The sequence below is a fragment of the Brevundimonas sp. genome, assembly GCF_031412435.1.
Classification (GTDB): Bacteria; Pseudomonadota; Alphaproteobacteria; order Caulobacterales; family Caulobacteraceae; genus Brevundimonas.
Window position 1 is genome coordinate 18,934 of sequence record NZ_JANODA010000089.1, and the last position, 11,506, is coordinate 30,439.

The 11,506-nt window shown below is 68.9% G+C and carries 11 protein-coding genes and 1 pseudogene; 8 read left to right on the forward strand and 4 right to left on the reverse strand.

All coding sequences use genetic code 11. The features are described from left to right. The first annotated feature begins 1 nt into the window (after position 1). Positions 2–3,208, forward strand: a complete 3,207-nt coding sequence (locus tag RMO01_RS17995) for a discoidin domain-containing protein (RefSeq protein WP_309630443.1) — start codon at positions 2–4, stop codon at positions 3,206–3,208. Between the two features lie 37 nt (positions 3,209–3,245). Further along, on the forward strand, positions 3,246–3,680 hold the full coding sequence (locus tag RMO01_RS18000; protein WP_309630444.1) for a hypothetical protein: 435 nt from the start codon (positions 3,246–3,248) through the stop codon (positions 3,678–3,680). Between the two features lie 14 nt (positions 3,681–3,694). Here RMO01_RS18000 and RMO01_RS18005 read toward each other — a convergent pair whose 3' ends face one another. Next, a complete protein-coding gene (locus tag RMO01_RS18005; protein WP_309630445.1) occupies positions 3,695–4,969 on the reverse strand; it encodes a lytic murein transglycosylase in 1,275 nt (424 codons plus the stop codon). Between the two features lie 378 nt (positions 4,970–5,347). Between RMO01_RS18005 and RMO01_RS18010 the strand changes: the two genes are divergently transcribed. From RMO01_RS18010 to RMO01_RS18020, 3 genes are read left to right on the forward strand one after another with little or no spacing between them, the layout of a single operon-like run. Then, the gene (locus RMO01_RS18010; protein ID WP_309630446.1) at positions 5,348–5,770 is read left to right on the forward strand and encodes a cupin domain-containing protein; all 423 of its coding nucleotides are present in this window, start codon (positions 5,348–5,350) and stop codon (positions 5,768–5,770) included. A gap of 15 nt (positions 5,771–5,785) precedes the next feature. Further along, complete coding sequence (locus RMO01_RS18015; RefSeq protein WP_309630447.1) at positions 5,786–6,901, forward strand: acyltransferase; 1,116 nt, start codon at positions 5,786–5,788, stop codon at positions 6,899–6,901. Then, positions 6,901–7,320, forward strand: a complete 420-nt coding sequence (locus RMO01_RS18020; RefSeq protein ID WP_309630448.1) for a DUF1801 domain-containing protein — start codon at positions 6,901–6,903, stop codon at positions 7,318–7,320. The genes RMO01_RS18015 and RMO01_RS18020 overlap by 1 nt, the downstream gene beginning before the upstream one ends. Here RMO01_RS18020 and RMO01_RS18025 read toward each other — a convergent pair whose 3' ends face one another. Further along, entirely contained in the window at positions 7,321–7,551 is a 231-nt protein-coding gene (locus tag RMO01_RS18025; protein WP_309630449.1) for a hypothetical protein, read from the reverse strand. It lies immediately after the preceding gene. Between the two features lie 90 nt (positions 7,552–7,641). Here RMO01_RS18025 and RMO01_RS18030 point away from each other — a divergent pair, with 90 nt between their 5' ends. Continuing rightward, positions 7,642–8,625 carry a WYL domain-containing protein gene (locus RMO01_RS18030; protein ID WP_309630450.1) on the forward strand — a complete coding sequence of 328 codons (984 nt, stop codon included), beginning with the start codon at positions 7,642–7,644 and terminating at the stop codon, positions 8,623–8,625. A gap of 21 nt (positions 8,626–8,646) precedes the next feature. Here RMO01_RS18030 and RMO01_RS18035 read toward each other — a convergent pair whose 3' ends face one another. After that, a complete protein-coding gene (locus RMO01_RS18035; protein WP_309630451.1) occupies positions 8,647–9,336 on the reverse strand; it encodes a DUF2306 domain-containing protein in 690 nt (229 codons plus the stop codon). A gap of 16 nt (positions 9,337–9,352) precedes the next feature. Here RMO01_RS18035 and RMO01_RS18120 point away from each other — a divergent pair, with 16 nt between their 5' ends. Continuing rightward, positions 9,353–9,565 carry a helix-turn-helix domain-containing protein gene (locus RMO01_RS18120; RefSeq protein ID WP_409013100.1) on the forward strand — a complete coding sequence of 71 codons (213 nt, stop codon included), beginning with the start codon at positions 9,353–9,355 and terminating at the stop codon, positions 9,563–9,565. Positions 9,566–9,575: 10 nt separating this feature from the next. Here RMO01_RS18120 and RMO01_RS18040 read toward each other — a convergent pair whose 3' ends face one another. Then, positions 9,576–11,003: a short-chain fatty acyl-CoA regulator family protein gene (locus RMO01_RS18040; protein ID WP_309630452.1), complete on the reverse strand. Its 1,428-nt coding sequence runs from the start codon at positions 11,001–11,003 to the stop codon at positions 9,576–9,578. A 150-nt stretch (positions 11,004–11,153) separates the two neighbouring features. Here RMO01_RS18040 and RMO01_RS18045 point away from each other — a divergent pair. Next, a pseudogene (locus tag RMO01_RS18045) lies at positions 11,154–11,506 on the forward strand (isocitrate lyase); the annotation flags it as partial.

Genomic DNA, 11,506 nt, shown 5'->3' on the forward strand with positions numbered 1-11,506 from the left:
TATGCGTGTGTTCCTGGGATTGATCGTTGCCTTGCTGCTGGGAGGGCCCGTCCAGGCGCAGTCGTCGCGCACCCTCGACACGTTCGAGGACCTCGCGCCCTGGACCGCCGACGCCTCGACCGACGTGACCTCGACCCTGTCGTCCGTTTCGGGCCATCGCGGCGAGGCGCTGCGGCTGGACTACGATTTCAACGGCCGGTCGGGCTACGCCTTCGCCGCCCGCGAGCTGTCTTTCGCAGCCCCGGAAAACTATGAGATCAGCTTCCGGGTGCGGGGCGCGGGGCCGACCAACACCTTCGAGGTCAAGTTCACGGACGCCTCGGGCGAGAACGTGCACTGGCGCCAGACCACCCGCTACGACTTCCCCGAGGGCTGGACCCTGTTCACGATCAAGAAGCGTCAGGTCGCCTGGGCCTGGGGGCCGAACCCCGACCGCACCTTCCGGGGCGCCGAGCGGGTCGAGTTCGTGGTCACGGCAGGCGAGGGCGGAAAGGGCTTCATCGAGGTCGACGACCTGATCCTGCGCACCCTGCCGCCGGAACCGTCGGTCCCGCCGCGTCCGGTCGCCGAGGCATCGACCTCGGATGGCCTGTCCGTCGCGGCCCTGGCCGTGGACGACGACCCCGCCACCGCATGGCGCACCGTCGGGGCGGGCGAACAGAGCCTGACGCTGGACCTCGGCTACGAACTTGAGTTCGGCGGCCTGACCCTGCGCTGGACCGACGGCCGGGCGGCTTCCGCCTATCGCGTCATGGCCTCCAGCGACCGGCGCCAGTGGCAGGAAATCGCCCGAGTGCGTCAGGGCGACGGCGGGACCGACTGGATCCGGACGCCCGAAGCCTCGGCCCGCTGGTTGCGGCTGGATCTGACGACGCCCCAGACCGTGCCCGGCTCCGGCCAGATGGGGGCAGGCTTCGGCACGACCGGCGCGACAGCGACCGCCTATGCGCTGGCCGATCTGCGGATCGAACCGCTGGCGTTCGGCGAAGACGAGACCGCCTTCCTGACCGCCATCGCGGGCCAGAGCCGACGCGGCCTCTATCCGCGCGGCTTCCGGGGCGAACAGCCCTACTGGACACTGGTCGGCGTGGACGGCGGCGGCGAGAGCGGCCTGATCTCCGAGGACGGCGCTATTGAATTGAAGCGCGGCGGGCCGTCGATCGAGCCTTTTGTGCTGGACAACGGGCGGCTGGTGACCTGGGCGGACGCCCGGATCGAACAGGCCCTGGTCGAGGACGACCTGCCGATCCCGACGGTGACCTGGACCCATGACGACTGGACGCTGAAGGTCACGGCGATGGCGGAGGGTTCGCCCGACGCGGCGGCCCTGTACGGCCGCTACGACCTGACCAACACCTCTCTTCAGGCGCGCACCCTGACGCTGGCGCTGGCGGCGCGGCCGATGCAGGTCAACGGACCGGTGCAGTTCCTCGCCGTACCGGGCGGCGCCGCACCGATCGTCCAGATACAGTGGACCGGCGCGGATCTGGTGCTGGATGATGCGCTGCGGATCCACCCGCTGGTCGCGCCCGACGACGTCCGGCTGGCGACCTTCGCCTCCGGGGCCGATCCGCAGAGCCTGCTGGCGCGCGGCCCCGACGCGGCGCGTGATGCGGCGGTGGAGTCCGACCGCTCCGGTTTGATGGCCGGCGCCATCCTCTATTCCGTGACCCTGCCGCCCGGCGAGACGCGCACCTTTGGCTGGGTCGCGGCCCTGGACGGCCCGCGTCCCGCCCTGCCGGCGACGGGCTCGGTCGAGGCGGCCTTCGACACCGTGCAGGAGCGCGTCGCCGCCGGCTGGCGCGAGAAGCTGGACCGGTTTGACCTGATCACCCCGCCCGAGGGCCAGCGGATCGAGGACACGATGAAGACCTCGCTGGCCCACATGCTGATGTCGCGGCAGGGTCCGGCGCTGCAGCCCGGCACCCGCAGCTATAACCGCTCCTGGATCCGCGACGGCGCCATGATGGCCGAGGGCCTGAACCGGCTGGGCCATGCCGACCTCAGTCAGGACTACCTGCGCTGGTACGCGCCGTACGTCTTCGACAACGGCAAGGTCCCCTGTTGCGTCGACAGCCGTGGCGCCGATCCGGTGCCTGAGAATGACAGCCACGGAGAGTTCGTCTTCCTGGCCGCCGAAACGTACCGATACACGGGCGACCTGACCCAGCTGCGCGCCGTCTGGCCCCAGGTCCAGGCCGCCATCGGCTATATGGATACGCTGCGCGCCTCGACCCGCACCGAGGCCAACCGCACGCCGGCGACCCGGCATTTCTACGGCCTGCTGCCGCCGTCGATCAGCCACGAGGGCTATTCCGACCGCGCGGCCTGGTCCTACTGGGACGATTTCTGGGGCCTGCTCGGCTATCGCGACGCCATCGAGATCGCCGAGGCCCTGGGCGAGACTGGGGCCGCCGAACGGTTCGCGACGGCGCGGGCCGAGTTCTCGGCGGACGTCACGGCGTCCATCACCGGTACGGCCATCCACCACCGCATCGACTGGATTGCCGGCGCGGCCGACCGGGGCGATTTCGACGCCACCTCCACGACCATCGGCCTGTCGCCGGGCGGCCTTCAGGACGAGCTGCCGCAGGGTCTGCTGATCCGGACGTTCGAGAAATACTGGGAGAATTTCACCGCGCGTCAGGCCAACCGGGCGGCGTGGCGCGACTATACGCCCTATGAGTTGCGCACCGTCGGGGCCTTCGTGCGGCTAGGCCAGCCGGAACGCGCGATGGCGGCGCTGGACTTCTTCTTTGCCGACCGCCGGCCCCGGGCCTGGAACGGATGGGCCGAGGTCGTAGGGCGCGACCAGCGGGAGCCGCGCTTTATCGGCGACATGCCGCACGCCTGGATCAGCTCGGACTATATCCGTTCGGCGCTGGACCTGTTCGTCTACGACCGCGACGCGGATCACGCCCTGGTGCTGGCGGCGGGACTGCCGATGAGCTGGATCGACAGCGCGACCGGCGTCGGGGTGCGGGAGGTTCGCACCCCCTATGGCGCGCTGACCTATAGCCTTCGCCGGCGCGCGGGCCTGACCACCCTCACGCTTGCGGCCGGCGTGACGCCGCCGGGTGGGTTCGTTCTGCAGTGGCCGGAGGGGCAGGAGCTGCCCGCGCGCATCCGCATCGACGGACGGAACGGGGCGTGGACGGGCCGCGAACTGATCATCCCTGCGGGCGCGCGGCGGATCGAACTGCGCTGACCTTTTCCGAAGGCCGGGGAGGGGATAGATCGGGCGCATGACCCAGACCCTCCGCCGTCTTCTCGACCTGCCCGGCGTCGCCGACCTCGAAGCGAAGGCGCTGATGAAGCCCGGCTATGCCGACCCGTCGCGCCGCGACGAGTTTCCTGAGGTGGACGCGGTGCTGGTCGCCGTCTTCGGCCTGACCGCCGAACAGGCCGAGGACGCCGCGCGTCCCGACGACTGGGACGGGATCGAGCGGTTGTCGCCTCAGGATCAGGCGGATCTGTTCGAGGCCGAGGGCTGGGACGTGCGCGATGGGAAACGAAAGCCACTGCGGATGCTTGCGGTGATGGCTGAACCGCTGGCCCTGGCCATGCGCGGTGTGGCGGGCATGCTGCCCGAAGCGGCCTTCGTACCGGAACCGGCGGAGGAGAAGAGCGACTGGGGCTCCGGCATGGCCGCCGAGGCGGCGCGGTTCAGGAAGCGGTAGCGGCCTTGGGGCCGCTACATCCCTCGCATCAGCTCATCGGCGAGGGCGGCCGTCAGATAGCCGTCGGGTATGCGGCCGTGGGCGATCTGCCATTGCTTGAGGGCGCGGCGGGTTCCCGAGCCGATCACGCCGTCTATGGCGCCGGGGTCGAATCCGGCGCGGGCGAGGGCGCTCTGGGCGCCGAAACGTTGTTCGCGCGAGATCGGACCGTCATTGGGCCAGGTCCCGACCAGACCCGGACGCCCGGCGATCCCGTCGGCGGTCAGGCCGATAGCGAGAGCGTAGCTGACCGAGTTGTTGTAGCGGCGGATCACATAGTGGTTCGGCAGGGCCAGGAAGGCCGGCCCTCGCGCGCCCTGGGGCAGAAGGACGACGCCGTTCTCGGCGGCTTCCGCCGACGAGGGTGCGCCGCCACGGGCGATCGCGACGCCGCGCTGGGCCCAGAAGCTCCACGGACGGCCGTCGGCTTCGGCCAGGGCGTAGTCGAAGTTGGCGGGAAGAGTGATCTCGTAGCCCCAGGCCTGACCACGCTTCCAGCCGGCTTGGGCCAGAAGGTTGGCGGCGGAGGCGAGAGCGTCGGCGTCCGAGCCCCAGATGTCGACATGGCCGTCGCCGTTCTGGTCGACCCCGAGGCGCAGATAGTTGTCGGGCATGAACTGGGTCTGGCCCATGGCCCCGGCCCAGCTGCCCAGCAGGCCCGACCGCTCGCGTCGGCCGTCGATGACGATGTCGAGCGCGTTCTTCAACTGGTCCTCGGCCCAGTCGCGACGGCGACCGTCGAAGGCGAGGGTGGCCAGGGAACGGATGACGTCCTTGTCGCCCTGGACCTGGCCGAAGCTGGATTCATTGCCCCAGATGGAGATCAGGATTTCCGCAGGCACGCCGAAACGCTGGGTCACGGCCCACGGCACGGCGTCGATGCGTCGGCGCGCCTCGGCGATCCGAGCCGCGGAGGCGGCGTTGGCGATATAGGCGCCGGCCGGGCGGCTGAACTCCGGCTGGCTGCCGTCCAGACGGATGACCTCGGGGTCGGGTGTCAGGTTTGCCAACTGCTGCTCGTATAGGGCGCGACGGGCGCCGCCCTTGCGCGCCAGGAAGCCCTGTTTCCAGCCCTCGAATCCGGCGGCGTCGACTTGCGGCGGGGCGACCGGAGCGGGGGCAGGCGCGGGGCGCGCGGGTTCCGGAAGATCAGGGGTCGCTCGGCCGGTCGCGCTCACCGGCGGCGGCGGCAGCATCGGCGCGCAAGCCGAAACGCAGGCGATCAGGGCGAGGCGGTAGTCAAAGCGCATGAGGCGACGTTTCCAGAGAGATCCATGCCCATCAAGAGCCTGCAATTAGCGCGCGAGTATGGCGTGGCGTTGCGGCGAAAGGGTGAACGCGATCTCAACCGCGTTCGATTCCACCATCTTAGGAAATCTGCGACATTTTGTCCTCGCTCTCGGACACGGCCTGGTGGCGGAGGGGCGACGCAACGGGTGTGCAAACCCGTAGACCCTCCGTTCAACTCGGAGGCCAGGCCTCCAAGCGCCTTTTCGTGCGCTAACGCGAGCGACGCGGTCGCTCGCTGCTTGAGCGACTGTGTAGGGCGCTACCGCTCGACGCGCGGCGTCTCGCTGCTTGAGCGCGGACTCCCTCACATTCGACGACGAACGCGCTACGGTGCGGCCATGCCCACCGCCGCCGAGATCATCGCCCTGCTGGACCTCAAGCCCCATCCGGAAGGGGGCCACTATCGCGAGACGTTCCGCGATCCGCGCGAGGTCGACGGACGGTCCGTCGGGACGGCGATCTATTTCCTGCTGGCCGAAGGCGAGAGCTCGCACTGGCATCGCGTCGATGCGGGGGAGATCTGGCACTGGCATGCCGGCGCGCCGCTGGAGCTGCGGATCGCCGACCCGATTGAGCAGCGGGTCACGCTTGGGCCTGACCTGATGGCCGGAGAACGGCCACAGGGTATCGTGCCGGCCGGGGCCTGGCAGGCGGCGCGCACCTTGGGGGCGTGGACCCTGGTCGGCTGCACCGTCTCGCCGGGATTCGACTTTGCCGGTTTTGAGATGGCGCCGGAGGGCTGGTCGCCGCAGGGCGACTAGGCGTATCCCGTCGGCGTGAACAGTCCCGCTTCCACCGCCGTCCCGCCGCGCCGTTTTGAGGCCCTGGATTCCCTGCGGGGGATCTGCGCCGTGCTGGTGGTGATGTTCCACATGCCCGTGGCCAGCCACTGGCGCGACTGGGGCCTGGTCCAGCACGGCTATCTGTTCGTCGATTACTTCTTCGTTCTGTCCGGCTTCGTCATCGCACACGCCTATGCAGAACGCCTGAAGACCACGAGAGATGCGGGGCGGTTTATGGTGCGCAGGCTCGGTCGGGTCTGGCCGCTTCATGTGCTCATGCTGGGCGCCTTCATCGGGCTGGAGCTGGCGCGGCTGTGGTTCCATATCGACTTCGCCACCCCGTTCACGCGCGACCGGTCTGTGGAGGCGATCTTCGCCAACCTGCTGCTGATACAGGCGTGGCATGTGCTGCCGTCCCTGACCTGGAACGGGCCGGCCTGGACGCTGAGCGCCGAGGTGGCCTGTTATCTGATCTTCGCCGGCCTGGTGCTGGTTGCGCCGAAGCGGTTCCGCTGGATCGGCGCGGTGCTGGCGGTCATCGGCGGGATTATGGTGGTGATGTTCGCCCGCCGCTGGATGAACACGACCTATGATTTCGCCGTGCCCAGAGCGGTCTACGGCTTCTTCCTGGGCTGTTTGCTGCAGGGCGTCTGGACGCGGATCCCCCGACTGAAGGGCCGGGCGGCGACCCTGCTGGAGGTCGTAACCGTCGTGGCGATCTGCGTCTTCATCGGCTGGGCCGAGGGACCGGTCACGGTCGCGGTGACCCTGCTGTTCATCGGCGTGGTCTGGGTGTTCGCGGGCGAGGACGGCGCCCTGTCCAGGGTGCTGGACCATCCGGTGCTGGTGACCCTGGGGCGGTGGTCGTTCTCGATCTACATGGTGCACATGTTCCTGCTGACGGTGATGATGATCATCGCCCGCAAACTGGACTGGATGCCCGGCGGGCGAAGGATCGACTTCGGCTCGGTCTGGATCAATGATCTGTTCGCCGTGGGGATGTTCGGCCTGATCGTCATCGTGGCGGTGGCCGCGCATCGTCTGGTCGAGCGGCCGGCCCAGAAACAGATCGATCGCTGGACCGCGGTGTCGAAACAGGGAGGCGGGTGATGGCGGAAACCAAGACCAGACCGACGGCTGTGTCGGTCGATGAATTCATCGCGGCGGTCGAGCATCCCGGACGGCGCGAGGACGCCATGGCGCTGGTCGCCCTGATGGAGGCCGAAACGGGCGAGAAGGCCACCATGTGGGGGTCATCGATCGTCGGCTTCGGTCGGTACCACTACCGCTATGACAGCGGCCACGAAGGCGACGCCTGTCTGGTCGGATTCTCACCGCGAAAGGCTAATCTGGTGCTCTATGTGGCCGCCGACGAGGCCAGGCGCGCCGACATGCTGGCGCGCCTCGGCAAGCACAAGTCCGGCGCGGGCTGCGTCTATGTGAACCGGCTGTCGGACGTGGACGAAGCGGTCGTGCGCGAGATGACGCGGACCTCGGTCGAGACCCTCAAGGCGCGCTATCCAGGCTGATCACGCCGCCATGCGGAAGTCATCATAGCGGGCGTCGGTGGCGCGGGCCTCGTCCCACAGGGCGTCCTCGTCCGAGTAGCGGGCGCTGGCGCGGGCGTCGATCACGTCGACGACCTGTTCTTCCAGCCGATCCCAGATCACGGCCAGATCCCCGCAACCATCGGCCTCGCACGGGACGATCAGGTAGCGGCTGGCGTTGATCTGCGTCTGGGGAGCGAAAGCGCGGGCCATGGGGTGTCTCCGGTCTCGAAGCGGTTGCTGTTGAGGATGAGATAGGACAGTGTTGCGTCAGTTTCGGACGTACCTTTCGGAGGCGGGCGCTTGCGGCACGACAAGGCGGTGATGGTCATCGAGCTGGCGCGGCGCATGGCGGCCTCGGCCGAGGGGCTGACGCTGGACGAGATGGCGCGAGAGACCGGCGTCGGACGGCGCACGGCCGAGCGGATGCGCGACGCCGTAATCCTGCTGTTCCCGACGGTGGAAGAGGTCTCGGACCCGCCGACCAAGCGCTGGCGCATCCGGGGCGGACTGTCGGCCTTCGAACAGGCGCCGACGGCGACTGAACTGCTGGAACTGTCCAAGGCGGCGCAAGGGCTGCGGGCGTCGGGCGAGGCGGGGCGGGCGGCGGCGCTGGAGGGGCTGGAGCGCAAGCTCAAGTCGGCGATGCGCTCGACGACCCTGAACCGCCTGGCCCCCGATCTGGAGGCCCTGGTGCGGGCCGAGACGATCGCCGTGCAGGCGGGACCCAGACCACACGCCGACGAAGCCATGCTGGCGACCATCCGGGGCGCGATCCTGGCCCAGTCCCCGCTGGGCTTCACCTATTCGCGGCCGGGAGCGGAGGCGCGCCGGCGATCCGTCGCGCCCTGCGGCGTCATGTTCGGGCGCGCCAACTATCTGGTCGCGGCGGATCGCGAGAGCGACCGGATCCAGACCTTCCGTCTCGACCGGATGAGCGCGTTGGAAGCTCAGGACGGCTTCGCTCCGCCGCCGCCGGAATTTGATCTGTCCGTCTTCGCCAGCCAGTCCTTCGGCATCTACCAGGACGAGATCGAGGACGTCGTCCTGCGCGTCTCGCCCGAGGGCGCGGCCGAGGCGCGCGGCTGGCGCTGGCACCCGACCCAGACCCTCGAGGATCAGCCGGACGGATCGGTCGTGGTGCGGTTCCGGGCCTCGGGCATGCGCGAACTCGCCTGGCACCTGTTCACCTGGGGTCAGCAAGTGACGATCGTCGCGCCGCAACGGCTGAAGGCGACGATGGCCGGGGAACTGGCGGCTGCGCAGCGGGCGCTGGCGGTGTGCTAGGGGCAGCCGGCAAGGATCGGGTCAGCCGACCGGCACAGGGGCCTTGTCATGCCGTCGGGTGATCACAACCCGGATCAGCCAGAAGACCATCAATATAAGGATGAGCGGACCGGGGACGGAGAGGACGCCGGACTGAGCGACCAACTCTGGAAAGACCTTGGCTCCTGGTCCCTCAAACAGAGACCCTGCCGCAATGAACAGGGCGAAACACATGCGCCACAGGTGGCGGGCGATTCTCTGCCGGCCGGACAGTCCACGGCGCAGGAGCACGGCAGCGTCGAGAAGACCGGCGAGCACGGCCACGCCGCCCAGGAAGAAATAGTCAGATGCGGGATAGCCTCTGTTCATGCCGCTTTCGCTGGCCAGCGCCTGAAAGCCGAGGCCGACCAGTCCGGCTCCGGTGGCGGCGATGGCTAGAAACAGGACCTGTTCCGGCAGGCCGACGCGGCCCTCGGCGCGCCGCACCGTCAGCCAGGACGTGGCGGTCAGATAGAAGGTCAGTACGCCCGCCAGGAAGGCGATGAACTGATGGGGGATGAAGAAGGCGATCCAGGCGCCGGCCGCCGCCGACGTAAGCATCGAGACGAAGAAGGTATGACCCGCCGCGCGGTGCGCTGGGCGGCCCTTGGGGGCCAGAAGCGCGGTGAAGCCGGACAGGACGGCAACTGTTCCGGTCCCCACATGGAGCATCATCAAGTACGACATCGACATCAGGTTTCTCCGGGACGTGGTTGGCAACCGGTCGGACAGTTCTGCCGCACCCCGGCGGCGCGTACGCGCGGCCGAGCGGCAGATCATCGAAGGCAGCGAATCCATCCTGGCCATCGCTCTGAGTGTGGGATTCAACACCCGCTCGTCCTTCTACAAGACTTTCAGACGCGTGACCGGTCTGACACCCAAGGCATTTCGCTCGGCCAGGCGGGGGGGCGCGGGCATATGACCCCTGCTTCTCATCCCCCCGCGAACGGATAGGGACTGACCGACTTCGACCAGTCGTCGACACGCAGGGGCCGGTCCACCGGCGGGGCGGCGCGTTCGGCGCAGGGGTGGCGGTGGCAAAGGCGGCAGGCCGGGCCGATAGGGGTGACTTCGGGCGCCGTCAGGTCGAGGCCGCGGGCGTAGATCAGCCGGGGGGCGTCCTTCAGCTCGCAGCCCAGACCGATGGCCAGGTCGTGGGGTTCGCCATAGCCGTCGTGACCTTGGCGATCGACGGTGCGGGCCAGGGTGAACCAGCGCTGGCCGTCGGGGGTCTCGATGATCTGGGTGACGAGCTTGCCGGGCGTGCGGAAGGCCGAGTGCAGCCGCCAGCGGGGGCAGGCGCCGCCGAACCGGGCGAAGGGGAAGGCGCCAGACGCATAGCGCTTGGAGACGTTGCCGGCCTGATCCACCCGCATCAGGAAGAAGGGCACGCCGCGCGCGGTGGAGCGGGACAGGGTCGTCAGCCGGTGGGCGACCTGTTCGAAGGACGCGCCGAACCGGGTCTGGAGCCGGGCGATGTCGTAGCCGGTCGTCTCCGCTGTTCTCTGGAAGGCGGCGTAAGGCATCAGGATGGCGGCGGCGAGGGTGTTGGTCAGGGACACCTTGAGCAGGGCGCGCGTCGTCTCGTCCGGAGGCCGGGCGCTGTCGGCCAGGGCCGTCAGCTCGGCCTCGTGCTCGGACAGGGCCAGCTGGTAGGCGATGGCGAAGGCGCGGGACGACGGGTCGAGCGTCTCAGACAGCAGCAGGCGGCGTCGGTGCGGGTCGAAGCGGCGCGTCCATTCGACCATGACCTCGGCCGGCATGACCCGGACCGACAGGTTGTGACGCGCCTGCAGGCGCGCGCGGCCCAGGGCCTCGAACCCGTCGCCGGTCTGGTTGGGGTCGAGGGCGGCGTGCAGGGCTTCACCGAGGGCATCGAGCTCTGGGAAATGGTTGGCGCGGGACTGGATATGGTCGCGGACCCAGTCGGCGGGGGAGGGCCCGCTCGCCGTCTCGCCGCCATCGATCAGGGCGGCGCGGGACCGGTCGCGCTGTTCGGCGAAGGCGCGATAGAGCCTCAGCAAGGCCTCGGCTGCGCCCGGCGCGTCGTCGGCCAGTTGCAGCAATTCGTGACGCGGCACGTCGAGGCCCTGGAACAGGGGATCGGCGAGCACCTCCGACAGTTCAGCCTCGCCGGCCGCGCCTGACTGGCCCAGCTGACGCAGGTCGACGTCATAGGTCTGGGCCAGTCGCAGCAGGAGCTGGGCCGAGACGGGCCGCTGGTTGCGCTCGATATGGTTCAGATAGCTGGGCGAGACGCCGAGGTCGGCGGCCATGGCCGTCTGGGTCAGGGCGAGCTCGCGCCGAAGCCGCTTTAGGCGTCCGCCGAGGAAGAGCTTGCGATCCGGAACCGCGTCCATGGCTGCATTAGGTCACAAAATGACTTAATAGAAAGTGTCATAATGTGACTCAATGACATGTTGTTTGCTCAGCGGAGTGTGTCATTCGTGACTTCAGCGTGTTCTGCTCCCGATATCCGCCGCAACGGCCCGATCTGAGCAGAGACCGCCATGACCACCTTCGCCGATCTCGTCCCTTCGCCCTTTGGCCGCTTCGACGGCATCGAGCGCCCCTACACGCCCGAAGATGTTCAGCGGCTGCGCGGCTCGGTCCCGATCACCCACACCTTGGCGACGCGCGGGGCCAACCGTCTCTGGGAGCTTCTGCACGACGAGCCGTTCGTGAACGCTCTGGGCGCCGTCACCGGCAATCAGGCCATGCAGATGGTCCGGGCGGGGCTGAAGGCCATCTATCTGTCGGGCTGGCAGGTGGCGGCGGACGCCAATACGGCCGGCGCCATGTATCCGGACCAGTCGCTGTATCCGGCCAACGCCGCGCCCGAGCTGTGCCGCCGCATCAACCG

Excerpts from the sequence above, each read along its gene's own strand:
- RMO01_RS17995 (WP_309630443.1), top strand. The coding sequence starts at position 2 with ATGCGTGTGTTCCTGGGATTGATCGTTGCCTTGCTGCTGGGAGGGCCC.
- RMO01_RS18000 (WP_309630444.1), top strand. The coding sequence starts at position 3,246 with ATGACCCAGACCCTCCGCCGTCTTCTCGACCTGCCCGGCGTCGCCGAC.
- RMO01_RS18005 (WP_309630445.1), bottom strand. The coding sequence starts at position 4,969 with ATGCGCTTTGACTACCGCCTCGCCCTGATCGCCTGCGTTTCGGCTTGC.
- RMO01_RS18010 (WP_309630446.1), top strand. The coding sequence starts at position 5,348 with ATGCCCACCGCCGCCGAGATCATCGCCCTGCTGGACCTCAAGCCCCAT.
- RMO01_RS18020 (WP_309630448.1), top strand. The coding sequence starts at position 6,901 with ATGGCGGAAACCAAGACCAGACCGACGGCTGTGTCGGTCGATGAATTC.
- RMO01_RS18025 (WP_309630449.1), bottom strand. The coding sequence starts at position 7,551 with ATGGCCCGCGCTTTCGCTCCCCAGACGCAGATCAACGCCAGCCGCTAC.
- RMO01_RS18035 (WP_309630451.1), bottom strand. The coding sequence starts at position 9,336 with ATGTCGATGTCGTACTTGATGATGCTCCATGTGGGGACCGGAACAGTT.
- RMO01_RS18040 (WP_309630452.1), bottom strand. The coding sequence starts at position 11,003 with ATGGACGCGGTTCCGGATCGCAAGCTCTTCCTCGGCGGACGCCTAAAG.